General features: G+C 69.0%; 20 protein-coding genes. 1 reads left to right on the top strand and 19 read right to left on the bottom strand.

The window, feature by feature from the left end:
• The first annotated feature begins 191 nt into the window (after positions 1–191).
• Complete coding sequence (locus ABZY57_RS14240; protein WP_356511592.1) at positions 192–2,039, top strand: glycoside hydrolase family 18 chitinase; 1,848 nt, start codon at positions 192–194, stop codon at positions 2,037–2,039.
• Positions 2,040–2,140: 101 nt separating this feature from the next.
• On the opposite strand, the gene ABZY57_RS14235 is transcribed toward ABZY57_RS14240, so the two are convergent.
• The 19 genes from ABZY57_RS14235 to rho form a co-directional block, all read right to left on the bottom strand.
• Positions 2,141–2,590, bottom strand: coding sequence for a DUF2550 domain-containing protein (locus ABZY57_RS14235; RefSeq protein WP_356511590.1), 450 nt, complete (start codon positions 2,588–2,590; stop codon positions 2,141–2,143).
• 154 nt (positions 2,591–2,744) lie between these two features.
• Entirely contained in the window at positions 2,745–3,119 is a 375-nt protein-coding gene (locus ABZY57_RS14230) for a F0F1 ATP synthase subunit epsilon (RefSeq protein ID WP_267752085.1), read from the bottom strand.
• 129 nt (positions 3,120–3,248) lie between these two features.
• Entirely contained in the window at positions 3,249–4,691 is a 1,443-nt protein-coding gene (gene atpD / locus ABZY57_RS14225) for a F0F1 ATP synthase subunit beta (protein WP_356511588.1), read from the bottom strand.
• Entirely contained in the window at positions 4,691–5,608 is a 918-nt protein-coding gene (locus ABZY57_RS14220; RefSeq protein ID WP_274549591.1) for a F0F1 ATP synthase subunit gamma, read from the bottom strand. The genes atpD and ABZY57_RS14220 overlap by 1 nt, the downstream gene beginning before the upstream one ends.
• Before the next feature lie 20 nt (positions 5,609–5,628).
• Complete coding sequence (gene atpA / locus ABZY57_RS14215) at positions 5,629–7,224, bottom strand: F0F1 ATP synthase subunit alpha (RefSeq protein WP_274549590.1); 1,596 nt, start codon at positions 7,222–7,224, stop codon at positions 5,629–5,631.
• 130 nt (positions 7,225–7,354) lie between these two features.
• Positions 7,355–8,170: a F0F1 ATP synthase subunit delta gene (locus tag ABZY57_RS14210; protein ID WP_356511585.1), complete on the bottom strand. Its 816-nt coding sequence runs from the start codon at positions 8,168–8,170 to the stop codon at positions 7,355–7,357.
• Positions 8,167–8,709, bottom strand: a complete 543-nt coding sequence (locus ABZY57_RS14205) for a F0F1 ATP synthase subunit B (RefSeq protein WP_356511583.1) — start codon at positions 8,707–8,709, stop codon at positions 8,167–8,169. Before ABZY57_RS14205 ends, ABZY57_RS14210 begins: the two co-directional genes overlap by 4 nt.
• 41 nt (positions 8,710–8,750) lie before the next feature.
• Positions 8,751–8,981, bottom strand: coding sequence for an ATP synthase F0 subunit C (gene atpE, locus ABZY57_RS14200; protein ID WP_024884520.1), 231 nt, complete (start codon positions 8,979–8,981; stop codon positions 8,751–8,753).
• A gap of 74 nt (positions 8,982–9,055) precedes the next feature.
• Positions 9,056–9,892, bottom strand: a complete 837-nt coding sequence (atpB, locus tag ABZY57_RS14195) for a F0F1 ATP synthase subunit A (RefSeq protein WP_356511640.1) — start codon at positions 9,890–9,892, stop codon at positions 9,056–9,058.
• A 210-nt stretch (positions 9,893–10,102) separates the two neighbouring features.
• Positions 10,103–10,540, bottom strand: coding sequence for a hypothetical protein (locus ABZY57_RS14190; protein WP_356511581.1), 438 nt, complete (start codon positions 10,538–10,540; stop codon positions 10,103–10,105).
• A 274-nt stretch (positions 10,541–10,814) separates the two neighbouring features.
• Positions 10,815–12,149: an MraY family glycosyltransferase gene (locus ABZY57_RS14185; RefSeq protein WP_356511638.1), complete on the bottom strand. Its 1,335-nt coding sequence runs from the start codon at positions 12,147–12,149 to the stop codon at positions 10,815–10,817.
• A 104-nt stretch (positions 12,150–12,253) separates the two neighbouring features.
• Entirely contained in the window at positions 12,254–13,486 is a 1,233-nt protein-coding gene (gene glyA, locus ABZY57_RS14180) for a serine hydroxymethyltransferase (protein WP_356511579.1), read from the bottom strand.
• A gap of 153 nt (positions 13,487–13,639) precedes the next feature.
• Positions 13,640–14,272, bottom strand: coding sequence for a protein-tyrosine-phosphatase (locus ABZY57_RS14175; RefSeq protein ID WP_266881145.1), 633 nt, complete (start codon positions 14,270–14,272; stop codon positions 13,640–13,642).
• Positions 14,269–14,916 (bottom strand): L-threonylcarbamoyladenylate synthase, encoded by a 648-nt coding sequence (locus tag ABZY57_RS14170; protein WP_112448421.1) that lies wholly within the window; start codon positions 14,914–14,916, stop codon positions 14,269–14,271. The genes ABZY57_RS14175 and ABZY57_RS14170 overlap by 4 nt, the downstream gene beginning before the upstream one ends.
• Before the next feature lie 73 nt (positions 14,917–14,989).
• Complete coding sequence (prmC, locus tag ABZY57_RS14165) at positions 14,990–15,835, bottom strand: peptide chain release factor N(5)-glutamine methyltransferase (protein ID WP_274549586.1); 846 nt, start codon at positions 15,833–15,835, stop codon at positions 14,990–14,992.
• Between the two features lie 78 nt (positions 15,836–15,913).
• Positions 15,914–16,993, bottom strand: a complete 1,080-nt coding sequence (gene prfA / locus ABZY57_RS14160; protein ID WP_266881142.1) for a peptide chain release factor 1 — start codon at positions 16,991–16,993, stop codon at positions 15,914–15,916.
• Between the two features lie 114 nt (positions 16,994–17,107).
• Complete coding sequence (rpmE, locus tag ABZY57_RS14155) at positions 17,108–17,323, bottom strand: 50S ribosomal protein L31 (protein WP_254384240.1); 216 nt, start codon at positions 17,321–17,323, stop codon at positions 17,108–17,110.
• 188 nt (positions 17,324–17,511) lie between these two features.
• Positions 17,512–18,615, bottom strand: a complete 1,104-nt coding sequence (locus ABZY57_RS14150) for an LCP family protein (RefSeq protein WP_356511574.1) — start codon at positions 18,613–18,615, stop codon at positions 17,512–17,514.
• A 340-nt stretch (positions 18,616–18,955) separates the two neighbouring features.
• Positions 18,956–20,488, bottom strand: a 1,533-nt coding sequence (rho, locus tag ABZY57_RS14145; protein ID WP_356511572.1) for a transcription termination factor Rho, incomplete at its 5' end; no start/stop codon positions are given.

The raw sequence follows: 20,488 nt of genomic DNA, 5'->3' as shown, positions 1-20,488 counted from the left end.
GGAAATATTTCCGCGGTCGCTACGGGAGGTCTGGACCTCTTGACGGTTGGTCCAGACCTTTCTACTCTCACGCACAACTGTGGTGAGCGTGCCATGACAAGACGTCATAGGGGCGCGCTCACGGGCGGCGCAGGTCCCACCCCCATGCAGCGGCCGTCCCCACGGCCGCTGCGGACCTCGGAGGAGCACCCTTGAGCACAGCACCCCCACGACGCGCACCGCTGTTTCGAAGAGTCGCGGCCGCACTGGCCGTCCTCACCCTGCCCCTCGCCGGACTGGTGGCGATCGCCGGTCCCGCCGAGGCGGCCGCCTCGGCCACCGCGACGTACACCAAGGTCTCCGACTGGGGCTCCGGCTTCGAGGGCAAGTGGACGGTGAAGAACACCGGCACGACGACCCTCAGCAGCTGGACCGTGGAGTGGGACTACCCGGCCGGCACCGCCGTCACCTCCGCCTGGGACGCCACCGTCACCAGCTCGGGCACCCACTGGACCGGCAAGAACGTCGGCTGGAACGGCACCCTGGCTCCCGGCGCCACCATCAGCTTCGGCTTCAACGGCACGGGCTCCGGCGCCCCCAGCGGCTGCAAGGTCAACGGCGGCAGCTGCGACGGCGGCACCACCCCCACCGACAACCCGCCCGGCGCCCCCGGCACCCCCACGGCCAGCGGCGTCACCGACACCGGGCTGACCCTCGGCTGGGCCGCGGCCACCGACGACAAGGGCGTCAAGAACTACGACGTCTTCCGCGGCGGCGCCAAGATCGCCACCGTCACCAGCCCCTCGTACACCGACTCGGGCCTGACCAAGGGCACGACCTACAGCTACACGGTCACCGCCCGCGACACCATCGACCAGACCGGTCCCTCCTCCGGCGCCCTCTCGGTGACCACCACCGGCGGGGTCGTCGATCCCCCGCCGCCGGGCGGCCCGGTCAAGCTCGGCTACTTCACGGAGTGGGGCGTCTACGGCCGCAACTACCACGTGAAGAACCTGGTCACCTCGGGTTCCGCGGCGAAGATCACCCACATCAACTACGCCTTCGGCAACGTCCAGGGCGGCAAGTGCACGATCGGTGACTCCTACGCCGACTACGAGAAGGCCTACACCGCCGACCAGAGCGTCGACGGCGTCGCCGACACCTGGGACCAGCCGCTGCGCGGCAACTTCAACCAGCTGCGCGAGCTGAAGAAGAAGTACCCGAACATCAAGGTGCTGTGGTCCTTCGGCGGCTGGACCTGGTCCGGCGGCTTCGGCCAGGCCTCGCAGAACCCGGCCGCCTTCGCCCAGTCCTGCTACGACCTGGTCGAGGACCCGCGCTGGGCCGACGTCTTCGACGGCATCGACCTGGACTGGGAGTACCCGAACGCCTGCGGCCTGACCTGCGACACCAGTGGAGCGGCCTCCCTCAAGAACATGATGCAGGCCATGCGCGCCAAGTTCGGCACGAGCAACCTGGTCACCGCCGCCATCTCCGCCGACGGTTCCAACGGCGGCAAGCTGGACGCCGCGGACTACGCGGGAGCGGCGCAGTACGTCGACTTCTACAACGTGATGACCTACGACTTCTTCGGCGCCTGGGCCGCACAGGGCCCGACGGCCCCGCACTCCCCGCTCACCTCGTACACCGGCATACCCCAGCAGGGCTTCAACTCCGAGGCCGCCATCACCAAGCTCAAGGGCAAGGGCATCGCCGGCTCCAAGCTCAACCTCGGCATCGGCTTCTACGGCCGCGGCTGGACCGGCGTCACCCAGGCCACCCCGGGCGGCACCGCCACCGGCCCCGCCGCCGGCACGTACGAGCAGGGCATCGAGGACTACAAGGTGCTCAAGAACAGCTGCCCGGCCACGGGCACCATCGCCGGCACCGCCTACGCCAAGTGCGGCAGCAACTGGTGGAGCTACGACACCCCCGCCACCATCGCCGGGAAGATGACCTGGGCCAAGCAGCAGGGCCTCAAGGGAGCCTTCTTCTGGGAGTTCAGCGGCGACACCACGAACGGTGAACTGGCCTCCGCGATCCACAGCGGCCTGCAGTAGAAAGACCGAAGCCGGGGAGACGGGTCCGCCCCCGTCTCCCCGGCTTCTTCACTTTCGGGCGCCTCGTCACGCGCCGCGCGCACGGCCCGGCGCTGCGGGCCTCAGGCGACGTTCACCCTCTGCCCGGGGGGCGCAGCCTCCAGCCAGGCCAGGAAGCCGGTCAGCGCGTCCTCGCTCATCGCCAGCTCGAGGCGGATGCCGCGGTGCAGGCAGCCGAGGACGACGGCGTCGGAGAGCAGGGCCAGCTCCTCCTCGCCCTCGGGCGCACGGCGGGCGATGACCTCGATCGAGGACCGCTCCAGCAGCCGGCGCGGCCGCGGGGAGTAGCTGAAGACACGGAACCAGTCGATGCGGTCGCCGCTGTAGCGCGCGACCCCGTACACCCAGCCCTTGCCGGAGACGTCGGGTTCCTCGGACACGCCCCAGCGCATGCTGCAGTCGAAGGTGCCGCCGGAGCGCTGGATCAGCCTGCGGCGCAGCCCGAACACAAACAGCCCGATCACCACCAGGGCTACTACGACCAGGCCGCTCACAAGCAGAGCGAGGAGCATCTTTCACCGACCTCCTCGCTCATCGAATACCGCACGACTGAGTTCTTGCCAGACAGAGTCTGGTCCGGACCCGCATCGCCTCAGCCGCGACCCGGTCCGGAAAATTCCGGAACAGGCCGCGGCTGAGGTTTGAAACTCTTACCGGTACCGGGGCTCAGCGCCCCGAAACCGCGCGCAGCCGGACATCGGCGCGACGTTCGGCGGCCCCATCGGTCTCCGACTTCGCGCGCTCCAGTGCCCGCTCCGCCCGCTCGACATCGATCTCGTCGGCAAGCTCGGCGATCTCGGCCAGCAGGGACAACTTGTTGTCCGCGAACGAGATGAATCCGCCGTGCACCGCGGCGACAACAGTGTTGCCCCCGACGGTACGGATGGTCACCGGGCCCGATTCCAGCACACCGAGAAGCGGCTGGTGACCGGGCATGACGCCGATGTCGCCGGACGTGGTGCGGGCGACAACCAGGGTGGCCTCGCCGGACCAGACATTCCGGTCCGCCGCGACCAGCTCGACGTGCAGCTCAGCAGCCAAGGTGGCTCCTCGGGTCACCACCCGGCGGGAAAGCCGGGTGTTGGGTCAAATTCTAATGGGCGTGGGGAGAGGGACGGGACACACCCGCCCCTCTCCGTCAGTCAGCTGTGCTCACGGATGAGCGCGGCTTCAGGAGACGCCCAGCTCCTTGGCGTTCGCCTTCAGGTCCTCGATGCCACCGCACAGGAAGAACGCCTGCTCGGGGAAGTGGTCGTAGTCTCCGTCGCAGATCGCGTTGAAGGCCGTGATCGACTCCTCGAGCGGAACGTCCGAACCGTCGACGCCGGTGAACTGCTTGGCGACGTGCGTGTTCTGCGACAGGAAGCGCTCGACACGACGGGCACGGTGGACAACGAGCTTGTCCTCCTCGCCCAGCTCGTCGATACCGAGGATCGCGATGATGTCCTGGAGGTCCTTGTACTTCTGGAGGATCCCCTTGACGCGCATCGCCGTGGCGTAGTGGTCCGCCGCGATGTACCGCGGGTCGAGGATGCGGGACGTCGAGTCCAGCGGGTCCACGGCCGGGTAGATGCCCTTCTCGGAGATCGGACGGGAAAGAACCGTCGTCGCGTCGAGGTGGGCGAAGGTGGTGGCCGGCGCCGGGTCGGTCAGGTCGTCCGCGGGGACGTAGATCGCCTGCATCGAGGTGATCGAGTGACCGCGGGTCGAGGTGATGCGCTCCTGCAGCAGACCCATCTCGTCAGCCAGGTTCGGCTGGTAACCCACGGCGGACGGCATGCGGCCCAGAAGGGTCGACACCTCCGAACCGGCCTGGGTGTAACGGAAGATGTTGTCGATGAAGAAGAGCACGTCCTGCTTCTGCACATCGCGGAAGTACTCCGCCATGGTCAGACCGGCGAGCGCGACGCGAAGACGGGTGCCCGGGGGCTCGTCCATCTGGCCGAAGACAAGCGCCGTCTTGTCGATGACGCCCGACTCGGCCATTTCCTCGATGAGGTCGTTGCCCTCACGGGTACGCTCACCGACGCCCGCGAAGACCGACACACCGTCGTGGTTGTTGGCGACGCGGTAGATCATTTCCTGGATCAGAACGGTCTTGCCGACACCGGCACCACCGAACAGACCGATCTTTCCACCCTTGACGTACGGGGTGAGAAGGTCGATGACCTTGACGCCGGTCTCGAACATCTCGGTCTTCGACTCGAGCTCGTCGAAGCGGGGCGCCTTGCGGTGGATCGGCCAGCGCTCGGTGACGTTGGCGTTCTCCTCCGGGTAGTTCAGCACCTCACCGAGGGTGTTGAACACCTTGCCCTTGGTGAAGTCACCGACGGGGACGGTGATGCCCTCGCCCGTGTCGGTCACCGCGGCCTGGCGGACCAGGCCGTCGGTGGGCTGCATGGAGATGGTGCGGACCAGGCCGTCACCCAGGTGCTGGGCGACTTCCAGGGTCAGCGTCTTCAGCTTGCCGTCCTCGGCCGGGTCTGCGACCTGGACCTTGAGGGCGTTGTAGATCTCGGGCATGGCGTCGACGGGGAACTCCACGTCGACGACCGGGCCGATGACCCGGGCGACGCGGCCCGTGGCGGCGGCCGTCTCAACAGTGGTCGTCATTACTTGTCACTCCCCGCGGTCGCGTCAGCCATGGCGCTGGCGCCACCGACGATCTCGCTGATTTCCTGGGTGATTTCGGCCTGGCGGGCCGCGTTGGCAAGCCGGGAGAGGCTCTTGATGAGATCCCCGGCGTTGTCGGTAGCCGACTTCATCGCGCGGCGGCGGGCGGCGTGCTCGGAGGCGGCCGACTGCAGCAGTGCGTTGTAGATGCGGCTCTCGACGTAGCGCGGCAGAAGGGCGTCGAGGACGTCCTCCGCCGACGGCTCGAAGTCGAACAGCGGAAGGATCTCGCCCTTCGTACCGCTCTCCTCCGCAGCCTGGTCGAGGCTGAGCGGCAGCATCCGGCCGTCCACCGCGTTCTGCGTCATCATCGACACGAATTCCGTGTAGACGATGTGCAGCTCGTCGACGCCACCCTCGGCCGTAACCGTCTGGATGGCCTCGATCAGCGGCGCCGCGACGCGCTTGGCGTCGGCGTAGGCCGGGCTGTCGGTGAAGCCGGTCCACGACTCCGTGACCTTGCGCTCACGGAAACCGTAGTAGGCGACACCCTTGCGGCCGACGATGTAGGTGTCGACCTCCTTGCCCTCGCCGCGCAGCCGCTCGGTGAGCCGCTCCGCCTGCTTGATGGCGTTCGAGGAGTAGCCGCCGGCCAGACCGCGGTCGCTCGTGATGAGCACGATCGCGGCGCGCACCGGCGCCTCGACCTCCGTGGTCAGGGCGTGCTTGGTGTTCGAACCGGTCGCCACCGCGGTCACCGCACGGGTGAGCTCGGTCGCGTACGGCATCGACGCCGCCACCTTGCGCTGCGCCTTGACGATGCGCGAGGCGGCGATCATCTCCATCGCCTTGGTGATCTTCTTGGTCGCCGTGATGGCACGGATGCGACGCTTGTAGACCCGGAGCTGCGCTCCCATGAGTCAGGTCCCTTCCGTCGTCACTTGGAGACGTTGACGGCCGGTACGTCCTCGCCCAGGAGCTTGCCGTCCGAGGTCTCGAACTGCCGCTTGAAGTTGGCGATCGCGTCGGCGATGGACGTCAGCGTGTCGTCCGACATCTTGCCGCCGTCCGCGATGGAGGTGAGGAGCTCCTTGCGCTCGAGGCGCAGGTGGTCCAGCAGCTCCGACTCGAAGCGACGGATGTCGTTGACCGGGACGTCGTCCATCTTGCCGGTGGTGCCGGCCCAGACGGAGACGACCTGCTCCTCGACGGGCATCGGCTGGTACTGGCCCTGCTTCAGCAGCTCCACCAGGCGCTTGCCGCGCTCCAGCGAGGCCTTCGAGGCGGCGTCCAGGTCGGAACCGAAGGCGGCGAACGCCTCCAGCTCGCGGTACTGGGCGAGGTCCAGGCGCAGACGGCCGGAAACCTGCTTCATGGCCTTGTGCTGGGCCGAGCCACCGACGCGGGAGACCGAGATACCGACGTTCAGCGCCGGGCGCTGGCCCGCGTTGAACAGGTCGGACTCAAGGAAGCACTGGCCGTCGGTGATGGAGATGACGTTGGTCGGGATGAACGCCGACACGTCGTTCGCCTTGGTCTCGACGATCGGCAGACCGGTCATCGAACCGGCACCCATGTCGTCGGAGAGCTTGGCGCAACGCTCCAGCAGACGGGAGTGCAGGTAGAAGACGTCGCCCGGGTAGGCCTCGCGGCCCGGCGGACGGCGCAGCAGCAGCGACACGGCGCGGTAGGCGTCGGCCTGCTTCGACAGGTCGTCGAAGATGATCAGGACGTGCTTGCCGGCGTACATCCAGTGCTGGCCGATGGCCGAGCCGGTGTACGGCGCCAGGTACTTGAAGCCGGCCGGGTCGGAGGCCGGGGCGGCGACGATCGTCGTGTACTCGAGCGCGCCGGCGTCTTCCAGGGCGCCGCGAACGGACGCGATGGTCGAGCCCTTCTGGCCGATGGCGACGTAGATGCAGCGAACCTGCTTGTTCACGTCGCCCGAGCGCCAGTTGTCGCGCTGGTTGATGATCGTGTCGACGGCCAGAGCGGTCTTGCCGGTCTGACGGTCACCGATGATCAGCTGACGCTGACCACGGCCGACCGGCACCATCGCGTCGATGGCCTTGTAGCCGGTCTGCATCGGCTCGTGGACCGACTTGCGGACCATGACGCCGGGGGCCTGCAGCTCGAGGGCGCGGCGGCCCTCGGTCGCGATCTCGCCGAGGCCGTCGATCGGGTTGCCGAGCGGGTCGACAACGCGGCCGAGGTAACCCTCGCCGACGCCGACGGAGAGCACCTCACCGGTGCGCTGCACCGGCTGGCCCTCCTCGATACCGCTGAACTCGCCGAGGACGACCGCACCGATCTCGCGCTCGTCGAGGTTCAGGGCGAGACCAAGGGTTCCGTCCTCGAACTTCAGCAGCTCGTTCGCCATGGCGGAGGGCAGGCCCTCCACCTTCGCGATGCCGTCGCCGGCAACGCTGACCGTACCGACCTCCTCGCGCGAGGCCGCGTCCGGCTGGTACGACTGGACAAAGTTCTCCAGTGCGTCCCGGATCTCCTCCGGCCGGATCGTGAGCTCCGCCATCTGGGTTCCCTGCTCTCCTTGTTGGGCCTGAAGCTTCTTAGGGGTCTGGGGGCGACCCCCAGGAATCTTCTGCAAGTTCTGCACGGCCCAACCGGGCCGCTAGGAATGCTTCGTACTAATTGGTGGCTGGTCAGCCGGCCATGCGTCGGGACGCCTCTGCGATGCGGTCCGAGATGGTGCCGTCGATGACCTCGTCGCCGACCCGCACCGAGATCCCGCCGAGGACCGTCGGGTCCACGTCGAGGTTCAGGTGCATCGGGCGGCCGTACAGCTTGGCCAGCACCGCGCCGAGACGCTGCTTCTGGACGTCGCTGAGCGGAACCGCGGTGGTCACGGTGGCGACCATGCGGCCACGACGCTCGGCGGCGACCTTGGAAAGGGACTCGAGTCCCGCTTCCAGGCTACGTCCACGCGGGTGCGTGACGAGACGCGTGACCAGCCGCTCGGTGACGGCGTTCGCCTTGCCGCCGAGCAGGCTGCGGAGCAGCTGGCTCTTGGCGGCGGCGGTGGCCGACCGGTCGGTCAGTGCTGCGCGCAGCTCGGTGCTCGAAGTGACGATCCGGCCGAACCGGAACAGCTCGTCCTCGACGTCGTCGAGGCCTCCGCTGCTCTGGGCTGCCGTGAGGTCGGCGGTGGCCGCCAGGACCTCGAGCGAGTCCACCAGGTCACGGGACTGCGACCAGCGGGACCGGACCATGCCGGACACCAGGTCGAGGGTTTCCCCGCCCACCTGGCCGCCGAGCAGACGACCGGCCAGCTCGGCCTTGGCCTCGCCGGACTGCGCCGGGTCCGTGATGACCCGACGCAGCGAGACCTCACGGTCGAGCAGCGCGGTGACGGCCGCCAGCTCGCCGGCGAGCTTCGCCGCGTCGACGGACGTGTTGTCCGTCAGCGCGTCGAGACGCTCGCGGGCGGTGGCCAGCGCGTCGCGGCTCGCTCCGTTCATCGGGCGGCCTCGGCCTTCTCCTCAAGCTCGCTGAGGAAGCGGTCGATCGTGCGGCTCTGCCGGGCGTGGTCCTCGAGGGACTCGCCTACGAGCTTTCCGGCCAGGTCGGTCGCCAGCTTGCCGACGTCCTGACGGAGCGCCGAAGAGGCAGCCTTGCGGTCAGCCGCGATCTGGGCGTGACCGGCAGCGATGATCTCCTCACGCTGCCGCTGGCCCTCTGCGCGCAGTTCTTCCTTGAGCGCAGTGCCCTGCTCCAGAGCATCCTGGCGCAGGCGAGCGGCTTCGTGCCGGGCTTCGGCGAGCTGGGCCTTGTACTGCTCCAGAACGCTCTGAGCCTCGGTCTGAGCGGCCTCAGCCTTTTCGATACCGCCTTCGATGGCCTCGCGGCGCTCGTCCAGAACCTTGTTGATGTTCGGGAGGAGCTTCTTCGCGAGGAAACCAAGGACGATGACGAAGGCGATCAGACCGATGACAAGCTCGGGGATCGGCGGAATGAGGGGGTTTTGAGCTTCCTCAGCCGCGAGAACCAGGAGGTTCACTTCAGTGCCTTTCGTCTAGTGGCTGGTCGTGGATCCGAAGATCACTTGCCGTAGACGAACGGCATGACCAGGCCGATCAGCGCGAGCGCCTCACAGAAGGCGAAGCCGAGGATCTGGTTGGCGCGGATGAGACCGGCCGCCTCGGGCTGACGGGCGAGAGCCTGGGTGCCGTTACCAAAGATGATGCCGACGCCGACGCCGGGGCCGATGGCCGCAAGGCCATAACCGATGGAGCCGAGGGAGCCGGATACGGCAGCAAGGGTCTGGGACATGCCAGTTCTTCCTTCTCTTTCACGGACCGGTGGGGGTTGGCCACCGGACGAATAAGGGACTCAGGGAGCGAAGGTCAGTGGTGCTCGGCGAGCGCGCCCTGAATGAAGCTGCAGGCCAGGAGGACGAAGACGTACGCCTGGACGGCCTGGATGAAGAGCTCGAAAGCGGTCATCACGAGGACCATGACGAACGAGACGCCCGCGTAGGCGATCCCGATGCCGTTCAGCAGGTACCAGCTGGCGATCGTGAAGAGCAGCAGCAGGGTGTGACCGGCGAACATGTTCGCGAACAGTCGGACCGCGTGGGTGAACGGGCGGACCAGGACGTTCGAGAAGAACTCGATGACCATGACCATCGGCAGGACCGCGCCGAGCGACTTGTCGTAGCCCGTCAGGTTCTTGAAACCACCGACGAGGCCGTGACGCTTGAAGGTCACGCTCATCCAGACCACGTACACGATCGCGGCGAGGCCTGCCGGGTACGCGATGATCGCGGTCACCGGGAACTGGGCGAGCGGAATGATCGACCAGAGGTTCATGATCCAGACGAAGAAGAACAGCGAGACCATCAGGGGGACGTACTTCTCGCCCTCCTTCTTGCCCAGCGTCTCGTAGACGATGCCGCGGCGCACGAAGTCGTAGCCGGCCTCCGCCACCATCTGCAGCTTGCCCGGGACGACCTTCGGCTTGCGGAAGGCGGCCCAGAAGAAGCCGACGATGACGACCGTACCGAGGAGCGCCAGCAGCATCGTCTTGTTGAAGTACGAGCTGCTGTCACCGTCCCCGAAGATCGGCTCGAACAGGAACGAGTGCAGGCCGGGAGCCGGGAATCCACAACCGTCGAAGATGTGGCAATCGGTCTCGAAGGCGAGCACCGTCGTCGGGTCAGCACTCACCGCGGGCTCCTTCAGCGTGGCGCATAGGTACGGCAACCTCGTTGTGTCGGCGCGGCGGACAGCCGCTGTTCGGCACTGGACTGGTGTAACGGATGTGGGGGCGGCGTTCGGGCATCGAGCCTCGCGATGGAACAGGCGTCAGCTCAGATGCCCGCGCCAGCATTGCCACAGTTGAAACCGGACGATAGCAGCATCCCGAACGCGTACTTATTCCGCCCCTACCCCTCACGGCTTCTGGCCCGAATTTCCGGGCTTGTCGCCCTTCATCGAGTCAGGTTCGACGTAGAGGATCTTGGCCTTCATATGAGCACGCGCCTGTGCGCCGATCCACACCAGGGTGGTGACGACGAGCGTGATGGCGAAGGCCCGGGGGTTAAACAGCGTCGTGTTCTTGAACACGGCGAGAAAGACGAAGAGCAGCAGGATCTGGGCCGTGTAGAGCATGAGCCCCATGGCCTGGAACAGGTGCGGCAGTGATTTCGCCGTGCGCTGCAGTACGAGGAATCCGATGCCCATGAACAGCATCACCAACAGCGTCGCGACGACAGCACCCAGAGCCCCCTTGCCACCGGCGACGATGCCACTGATGACGGCGGCGAGAGCGCCGGCGACAGCCGTGGGTACGGCGGATTGCAGGAGGGATCGGACGTCATCTGACCGCATGGCGGTTTGCTCCGCGTGGTGGTGGGGGCACGGGACTCGTACAGGACGAGCGTAAGCCCGGTCCGAGAGGGAACCTCGGGCCAATGGACCGTCGCACTACGGCCCTTCGGCTCTGTCGCCGGGTTTAGTGAACGGTATCACAAAGTATTTGATGAGAGCTTTACTCAGAGGGTGTGCGGACTGTCACACATGAGAGTGACCCTGCGCGTGTGTGCGCGACACGCAAGTGGCTTGTCTGGTAAAGAGCGTTCATGTCCGACATGCGCGCCGGACGTCAGCGCGCGGAACCGGCCTTACGCCGGTCGGGGAAGCGCGAACGGGGGCCGATGGCGGTCGCCCCGTTGACGCCTGACACACCCGCCGCGATGGGCCGGACCGGCTCCGGCTCCGGCGCCGCATCGTCCTGCAGGGCCGCCTCGGCGGCCCGTTCCGCGTGCCGGTAGCGCGGCGGGACCAGCCGCTCCGCCCACTGCGGGGCCCGCGGGGTGAAGCGCGGCAGCAGCAGCAGGAGCAGGCCCACGGCGCTCAGCGCGGAGATCGCCAGCACGATCCACATCGAGGCGGAATGCACCGAGTACGCGACGGTGCCGAAGGCGATCAGTCCTGACCAGAAGTACATGATGAGCACCGCCCGGCTGTGCGAATGCCCGAGTTCGAGCAGCCGGTGGTGGAGGTGACCGCGGTCCGCGGCGAAGGGTGACTGGCCCTTCCAGGTGCGCCGCACGATGGCGAGGATCAGGTCCGTCATCGGGATCGCGATGATCGTGAGCGGCAGGATCAGCGGGATGAAGACCGGCAGCATCGCGTGGGTCGCGTTGCGCTCGCCGCCCACGAACAGCGCCATCGCGTCCGGGTCCACCTGTCCGGTGATGGAGATGGCGGCGGCGGCCAGCACCAGGCCGATGAGCATCGAGCCGGAGTCGCCCATGAAGATCCGGGCGGGGTGCATGTTGTGCGGCAGGAAGCCGAGGCACATGCCCATCAGGATGGCGGCGAAGAGCGTCGCGGGCGCGGCCGCCTCGATCCCGTAGCCGAACCAGATCCGGTACCCGTAGAGGAAGAACGCACAGGTCGCGATGCAGACCATGCCGGCGGCGAGGCCGTCGAGGCCGTCCACGAAGTTCACCGCGTTGATGGTGATCACGACGAGGGCCACGGTGAGCAGGTTGCCCTGCCAGGGGGTGAGCGAGACGGAGCCGACGCCCGGAATCGGGATCCACAGGATGGTCAGGCCCTGCATGCACATCACGCCGGCCGAGATCATCTGGGCGCCGAGCTTGATCAGGGCGTCGAGCTCGAACTTGTCGTCCAGCACGCCGACCAGCCAGATCAGGGCTGCTCCGGAGAGCAGGGCCCGCGGCTCGTTCGACAGCTCGAAGACCCCGTTGAGGTTCTGCAGGTGGTCCGCGACGAGCAGGCCGGCGCACAGTCCGCCGAACATCGCGATGCCGCCGAGCCGCGGCGTGGGCTCCCGGTGCACGTCGCGGGCACGGATCTCGGGCATCGCGCCCACGGCGATCGCGAACTTCCGCACGGGCCCGGTGAGTAGATAAGTCACCGCGACCGTGACGCAAAGCGTCAGCAGATATTCACGCACGGGCTGCCCCAGATGTATCGCCGGCCATCTCAGCCCCACACACTAGCTGCGAAGTACTCACTGTCGGGGACGCGCAGGGGCGGTATCCCGGTTGCGGTACGCCGCGCTTGCCCCGCTTAAACCCCATACGGCGGAAATCTGACCACCAGCTCGTTGACGTCTCCACGGATCTTCGCGGGCTCCCCGCCGCTCAGCGCGGCCGTGAACAGCTCGGCGATCCGGCCCATCTCCTCCTCCCCCATGCCCTGGGTGGTCACCGCGGCGGTACCGAGGCGGATCCCGCGCTGGTCACCGTACGGAAGGGCGCACGTGTCCAGCACGATCCCGGCGGCGGCCAGCCGGCCGCGGGCTCCCGCACCGTCGAGGCCCAGCGGTGCGGGGTCGGCGGTGATCAAGTGGGTGTCGGTCCCCCCGGTCGTGACCGCGAATCCGCGGGCGGCGAGCGCGTCGGCCAGGGCGCGGCCGTTGGCGACCACCCGGTGCGCGTACGAGGTGAAGGCGGGCCCGGCGGCCTCGCCGAAGGCCACGGCCTTGGCGGCGATGGTGTGCATCTGCGGGCCGCCCTGGGTGAAGGGGAACACCGCCCGGTCGATCCGCTCCGCGAACTCGGCCCCGCACAGGATCATCCCGCCGCGCGGTCCCCGGAGCACCTTGTGCGTGGTGGCCACGACGATGTCGGCGTAGGGCACGGGGCTGGGCGCGGCCCCGCCCGCCACGAGCCCGATGGGGTGGGCGGCGTCGGCGATCAGGAAGGCCCCGACCTCGTCGGCGATCTCCCGGAACACGGAGTACTCGGGGTGCCTCGGGTAGGAGATGGACCCGCACACGATGGCCTTGGGCCGGTGCTCGTGCGCGAGCCGCTGCACCTCGGCGTAGTCGATGAGCCCGGTCTCGGCGTCCACGCCGTACCCGACGAAGTCGAACCAGCGCCCCGAGAAGTTGGCGGGCGACCCGTGGGTGAGGTGGCCCCCGGAGGTCAGCGCCATGGCCAGCACGGTGTCCCCGGGCCGCAGCAGCGCGGCGTACGAGGCGAGCACGGCGGCGGATCCGGAGTGCGGCTGCACGTTCGCGTGCTCGGCGCCGAAGAGGGCGCGGGCCCGCTCGACGGCGATCTGCTCGGCGAGGTCGGCGTACGAGCAGCCGCCGTGGTGGCGGGCTCCGGGGTACCCCTCGGCGTACTTGTTGGCGAGCACCGATCCCAGTGCGGTGAGCACGGCGGCGGAGGTGAAGTTCTCGGCGGCGATCAGCTGCAGCCCGGTCGCCTGGCGCTGCCGCTCCCCGTCGAGGACGTCGGCCATCTGCGGATCCTGCTGCCGCAGCAGGTCCAGGGGCTGGGTGATGACGCTCATGGCGCGACTCCAGGGGGGTACCGCATACCGGGTACCAGCCACTGTAGGCCTGGGCCGCGCATCGCGCCTCGCGACGCATCCGGCGAATTCAGGCCCGCCGGCATTCGGGGCGCGGAGGTTCGGGGGCAGCGCCCCCGGCGACGGTGCCGCTGGTCAGCGGGAAGCCGTGACGCCCGTCAGGGCCGTGACCACGGGGTCCAGCGCCTGGTTGATCTCGTCGCCGATCGACCGGAAGAAGGTGATCGGCGCCCCGTACGGGTCGTACACCTCGTCCGCGTCCGGGGACGGCGCCAGGAGCCACCCGCGTAGAGCGGCGGCGGCACGGACCAGCGCGCGGGCCCGCTCCACCATCCCGTCCTCCAGCGGCGGCAGCGTCGCCGGGTCTATCGCCCGCACCAGCCGGGTGAACTCCTTCAGCGTGAAGGTGCGCAGCCCCGCCGAGTGCCCCATCGAGATCACCTGGGCGCGGTGGTCGCGGGTGGCGGTCAGGACCAGGTCCGCGCGTATGACGTGCTCGTCCAGGAGCTCACGGCCGGTGAAACCGGAGGCGTCCGCCCCGAAGTCGGCCAGCACGGCGGCCGCGTTGGCCTCCATGGGCGCGCCCTCGTGGCCCCACGTGCCCGCGCTCTCCACGATCAGGTCGCCGGTGACGGGGCCACCGAGCCGGTGGGACAGCGCGTGCCGGGTCAGCCGCTCGGTGATGGGCGAGCGGCACACGTTGCCGGTGCTGACGTGGAGTATGCGGAAGGTGCTGTCCCCGGCTATGCCACGCCCCTCAGGGCTCACGGAGCCACCTCGAGGTCGGGCACGACCTCCCGCAGCTGCTCGGCGGTCAGTGCCCCCTCGCGCAGCAGGACGGGAACCTTCCCGGTGACGTCGACGATCGACGAGGGCTGGATGCCCGGGGTCGGGCCGCCGTCCAGGTACACGGACACGGAGTCGCCGAGCATCTCGCGGGCCGCGTCGCAGTCCTCGGGCGCCGGGTGTCCGGTCAGGTTCGCCGAGGACACCGCCATCGGTCCGACCTCGGTCAGCAGCTCGATCGCGACGGGGTGCAGGGGCATGCGTACGGCCACGGTCCCGCCGGTCTCACCGAGGTCCCACGCCAGCGAGGGCTGGTGCTTGGCGACCAGGGTCAGCGCGCCGGGCCAGAAGGCGTCGACGAGCTCCCACGCCTGCTCGGAGAAGTCGGTGACCAGGCCGTGCAGGGTGTTCGGGGAGCCGATGAGGACGGGGGTGGGCATGTTGCGGCCGCGCCCCTTGGCGGCGAGCAGGTCGCCGACGGCTTCCGCGCTGAAGGCGTCCGCGCCGATCCCGTAGAGGGTGTCGGTGGGCAGCACGACGAGCTCGCCGCGGCGGACGGCGGAGGCGGCTTCACGCAGGCCCGTCTTGCGGTCCGTCGCGTCGTTGCAGTCGTATCGCCGGGCCATCAGCGGGCCTCCTCGTGCAGCAGGGGGGTGGCGGGAATGCGCGCGGTGACCGAACCGGGCATGACGGGGCCGGTCACGGCAGGGCCTTGCGGGCGGTCGCGAAGCGCGGGCGGTTGTTGAGGTCGGGGTGGTCCGCGGCGTCGGCCCAGCCCCGCTCCTCGGCGAAGATCCACGGGACCTGTCCGCCCTGGGTGTCGGCGTGCTCGATGACGACGATCCCGCCGGGGCGCAGCAGCCGGTGGGCGGTGCGCTCGATGCCCCGGATGGTGTCCAGGCCGTCCTCGCCGGAGAACAGTGCCATCTCGGGGTCGTGGTCGCGGGCCTCGGGTGCCACGTACTCCCACTCGGTGAGCGGGATGTACGGCGGGTTGGAGATGACGAGGTCGACCTGGCCGTCCAGCTCGGGCAGCGCGCTCAGCGCGTTGCCCTGGTGGACGGTGACCCGGGATCCCTCGGCGTTCTTACGGGTCCACCGCAGGGCGTCCTCGGACAGCTCGACGGCGTGCACGCGCGAGCGCGGCACCTCCTGCGCCATCGCGAGCGCGATGGCGCCGGAGCCGGTGCAGAGGTCCACGATCAGCGGTTCGACGACGTCCATCGCCCGGACGGCCTGTATGGCCCAGTCCACGACCGACTCGGTCTCGGGCCGGGGCACGAAGACCCCGGGCCCGACCTGGAGCTCCAGGTACCGGAAGAAGGCGCGGCCGGTGATGTGCTGGAGCGGCTCTCGCGCCTCGCGGCGGGCGACGGCCTCCCAGTAGCGGGCATCGAAGTCCGCGTCCTTGACGTGGTGGAGTTCCCCCCGCTTGACGCCGTGCACGAAGGCCGCGAGCTCCTCCGCGTCGAAACGCGGTGAGGGCACGCCGGCGGCGGCCAGCCGCTGGGTGGCCTGGGCCACCTCGGCAAGCAGCAAGTTCACGCTGGTCCTCCGGGCTGCTGTCGTACGGGGGGGTGGTGCGGGGGTCCTGCGGGGTGGTGCGGGGGTCCTGCGCGGGACTCAGTGCGCGGACGCGAGCTTGGCGGCGGAGTCCGTGTCGACGCAGGCCTGGATGACCGGGTCGAGGTCTCCGTCGAGGACCTGGTCCAAGTTGTACGCCTTGAAGCCCGTGCGGTGGTCCGAGATCCGGTTTTCCGGGTAGTTGTACGTACGGATCTTCTCGGAGCGGTCCACGGAGCGCACCTGGCTGCGGCGCACGTCGGAGGCCTCCTGCTCGGCGGCTTCCTGGGCTGCGGCCAGCAGGCGCGAGCGCAGGATGCGCATCGCCTGCTCCTTGTTCTGGAGCTGGCTCTTCTCGTTCTGGCAGGAGGCGACCACACCGGTCGGGATGTGCGTGATGCGCACGGCCGAGTCGGTGGTGTTGACGGACTGGCCGCCGGGGCCCGAGGAGCGGTACACGTCGATGCGGAGGTCGTTCATGTTGACCTCGACCTCCACCTCCTCGGCTTCCGGGGTGACGAGCACGCCGGCGGCGGAGGTGTGGATGCGGCCCTGGGACTCGGTGGCCGGAACGCGCTGCACGCGGTGCACGCCGCCCTCGTACTTCAGGCGGGCCCAGACGCCCTGGCCGGGCTCGGTGGCGCCGTTGCCGCCCTTGGTGCGGACGGAGACCTGGACGTCCTTGTAGCCGCCGAGCTCGGACTCGGTGGCGTCGATGATCTCGGTCTTCCAGCCCACGCGCTCGGCGTAGCGCAGGTACATGCGCAGCAGGTCGCCGGCGAACAGGGCCGACTCGTCACCGCCCGCACCCGCCTTGACCTCCAGGAGCACGTCCTTGTCGTCGCTGGGGTCGCGCGGAACGAGCAGCAGGCGGAGCTTCTCGGTGAGCTCTTCGCGCTGTGCGGTCAGTTCCTTGACCTCTGCCACGAAGTCCGGGTCGTCGGCCGCGAACTCCTTCGCCGTCTCGATGTCCTCGGCGGACTGCTTCCAGGCACGGAAGGTCGCGACGATCGGGGTCAGCTCCGCGTAGCGCTTGTTGAGCTTGCGCGCGTTGGCCTGATCCGAGTGGACCGAAGGGTCGGCGAGCTTCTTCTCAAGATCGGCGTGCTCGCCGATCAGTTCCTCGACCGCCTCGAACATCGGGGGCTCCTGAAGATGGTGAATGTGAAGAAAAGGGCTGCGGGACGAGAAAGGCGCCGGTCCGGCTGCCCCCGTACGTACAGGGTGCAGCCGGGATCCGGCGCCTGAGGCTCGCTACTTCTGTGCAGCCTTGCCGAAGCGGGCCTCGAAGCGGGCCACGCGGCCACCGGTGTCGAGGATCTTCTGCTTGCCCGTGTAGAACGGGTGGCACTCGGAGCAGACCTCGGCACGGATGGTGCCTTCGGTCAGGGTGCTACGAGTGGTGAACGACGCGCCACAGGTGCAGCTGACCTGGGTCTCGACGTACTGGGGGTGAACATCGCGCTTCAAGGTGTCTCCTAGATTCGGGAGGGCGCCGGGTCGCAGGAGCCGAATTGCGCGCTGCGTGAACCGGGGCCGACAGACCAGTCTGCCAGGACCGGGCTGCCTGTCAAAATTCTGAGGACGCCTCCCTCAACGGCAGGGGGCGGGCATCTATTCCACGGCCCGGGGGAACCCGTCCCACCAGGCGGTTCGGGCTACCGGACGACCGTACCGGCCGTGCCCTTGTCGCCGGCCGAGTTCGCGGTGGCCGCGGCGGGGACCTCCTGGTCGGCCAGCAGCGCGTCCCAGACCATCTTGGACTCCTTGGTGAGCGGGACGACCCGGTTGGGGTCACGGGCGTCTCCGGTCACCGGCAGGGTGATCATCTGCATGTTCCCGGGGCCGATGCCCTCCAGGCTCTGGGCAAATCCCATGAGGGACTTCACGTCGCCGAGGGCCTTGTCCGTGGTGATGGCCCTGGTGGCGGTGTCGGCCACGTCGAGCAGCTTCTTCGGGTTGTCGAAGACGCCGATGGTCTTGACCTGCTTGATCAGCGCCTTGATGAAGGCCTGCTGGAGCTGTATCCGGCCCAGGTCGCCGCCGTCGCCGACGCCGTGCCGGGTGCGGACGAGGCCGAGGGCCTGCTCGCCGTTCAGCCTGTTCGTCCCGGCGGGCAGGTCGAGGTGGCTGTAGTCGTCCTTGATCGGCTTGGTGGTCGTCACCTCGACGCCGCCGAGCTTGTCGATGATCTCCTTGAAGCCCGTGAAGTCGACTTCGAGGTAGTGATCCATGCGGATCCCCGACATCTTCTCCACGGTCGCCACCGCGCAGGCGGCCCCGCCGACGGTGTAGGACTCGTTGAACATCTTGCGCGGGCCGCCCAGGTCGCTCTTGCCGTTCGCGAGCTTGCAGGTGGGCCGGGTCACGAGGGTGTCGCGGGGTATCGATATGACGGTGGCCCTGGTGTGGCCCTCGTCGAGGTGGACGATCATCGCCGTGTCCGAGCGCGCGGAGCCGCCGTCGTCCTGGCCGTACTCCCCGTTGGCGCCGCCCCGGGAGTCCGATCCGAGCACGAGGATGTCCATCGAGCCGTTGTCCACGTTCTGCGGGCGGTCCGTGCCGAGGGCTGCGTCGATGTCGACCGTCTTGAGGTTGCCGTTGAACGTGACGTAGAAGTAGCCGAGCCCCGCCCCGCCCAGGAGGACCACGCCCGCGGCGGTCCACGCGGCGATGACGACGGCCCTGCGGCGCGCGGCCGGCTTCCGTCGGCGTCGGCCCGCGCCGGCCCTTGGGCCGCGTCCCCTGCTGTCCTGGCTCATGCTCTGCTCTGCCCGCCCGTCCGTGTTCGGTTCGACTCCCCGTGCTCCTTTTGACAAGGACGGCCGGAAACCATCCGGGGTTCCACGGCCCCGGGCGCGCGGAACCCGGCCCGCCCCGTCGGGCCGCGCTGACGGGCAGCGCGCAATGTGCCGCCGGCCTGCGGTTTCTCCCGGGGACGCGGGGTCACTGTGCGGGTCGGCCGGCGTACGGATTGTGGCCGAGGTCGCACCGCGCCCGAAGCGCCATGGCCCGCACAGGGCCCCGGTACGACGCGACCGCCCCCGTCGCGGGTGCGGCGGGGGCGGTCGGCGGTCACGCAGGTGGTGCTGCGCGGAGACGTCAGTCGTCGTTCTTGCCCGACGGGGTCGTCTTCGCGATCTGCATGAGGAACTCGGCGTTCGACTTCGTCTGCTTCATCTTGTCGAGGAGCAGCTCGATGGCCTGCTGCGAGTCGAGCGCGTGCAGCACCCGGCGCAGCTTCCAGACGATGGCGAGCTCCTCGCTGTTGAGGAGGATCTCCTCCTTGCGGGTGCCCGAGGGGTCCACGTCGACGGCCGGGAAGATGCGCTTGTCGGCGAGCTTCCGGTCGAGCTTGAGCTCCATGTTGCCGGTGCCCTTGAACTCCTCGAAGATCACCTCGTCCATGCGCGAGCCGGTGTCGACCAGCGCGGTGGCCAGGATGGTCAGCGAGCCGCCGTCCTCGATGTTGCGCGCGGCACCGAAGAAGCGCTTCGGCGGGTACAGCGCGGTCGAGTCGACACCACCGGACAGGATGCGGCCGGAGGCGGGGGCGGCGAGGTTGTACGCGCGTCCCAGGCGGGTGATGGAGTCCAGCAGGACGACCACGTCGTGACCCAGCTCGACGAGACGCTTGGCGCGCTCGATGGCCAGCTCGGCGACGGTGGTGTGGTCCTCGGCCGGGCGGTCGAAGGTCGAGGAGATGACCTCGCCCTTCACCGACCGCTGCATGTCGGTGACCTCTTCCGGACGCTCGTCGACCAGGACGACCATCAGGTGGCACTCGGGGTTGTTGACCGTGATCGCGTTGGCGATCGCCTGCATGATCATGGTCTTACCGGTCTTCGGCGGGGCCACGATCAGACCGCGCTGGCCCTTACCGATCGGCGACACGAGGTCGATGATGCGGGTGGTCAGCACGCCCGGGTCGGTCTCCAGGCGGAGCCGGTCCTGCGGGTACAGCGGGGTCAGCTTCTGGAACTCCGGTCGGCCGCGGCCGGATTCGGGCGCCATGCCGTTGACGGAGTCCAGGCGCACGAGCGCGTTGAACTTCTCGCGGCGCTCGCCGTCCTTGGGCTGACGGACCGCACCGGTGGTGTGGTCGCCCTTGCGCAGACCCGCCTTGCGGACCTGGGCGAGGGAGACGTACACGTCGTTCGGGCCGGGCAGGTAGCCCGAGGTCCGGATGAACGCGTAGTTGTCGAGGATGTCGAGGATGCCCGCGACGGGGATCAGGACGTCGTCGTCGGCGACCGCGGTCTCGACCGGGGCGAACTCGTCGCGCCCGCGACGGCCACGGCGGTCGCGGTAGCGGCCGCGACGGCCGCGACGGCCGTCCTCGTCGAAGTCGTCCTGCGGACCGTTGTCCTGACGGTCCCGGTCCTGACGACCGCCCTGCTGGCCCTGGCCGCCCTGCTGACCCTGGCCGCGGCCGCCCTGCTGGCGGTCCTGACGGTCGGTCCGGTCCTGGCGGCCGCCCTGCTGGCCCTGGCCACCCTGGCCCTGACCACCCTGACCCTGACCCTGGCCACCCTGGCCCTGGTCGTCGGCCTTGGCACCGCGGTCACGGCGCTCGCGGCGGCCGTCGGCGCGGTCGCTGCCCCGCTCGCGGCGGTCGCGACGGCCGCGGCCCTC

This window comes from Streptomyces sp. NPDC006450, assembly GCF_040612195.1.
In the GTDB taxonomy this organism is placed as follows: domain Bacteria; phylum Actinomycetota; class Actinomycetes; order Streptomycetales; family Streptomycetaceae; genus Streptomyces.
The sequence above is the reverse complement of the archived record's forward strand: the minus strand, read 5'-3'. Positions and strand labels throughout refer to the sequence as shown.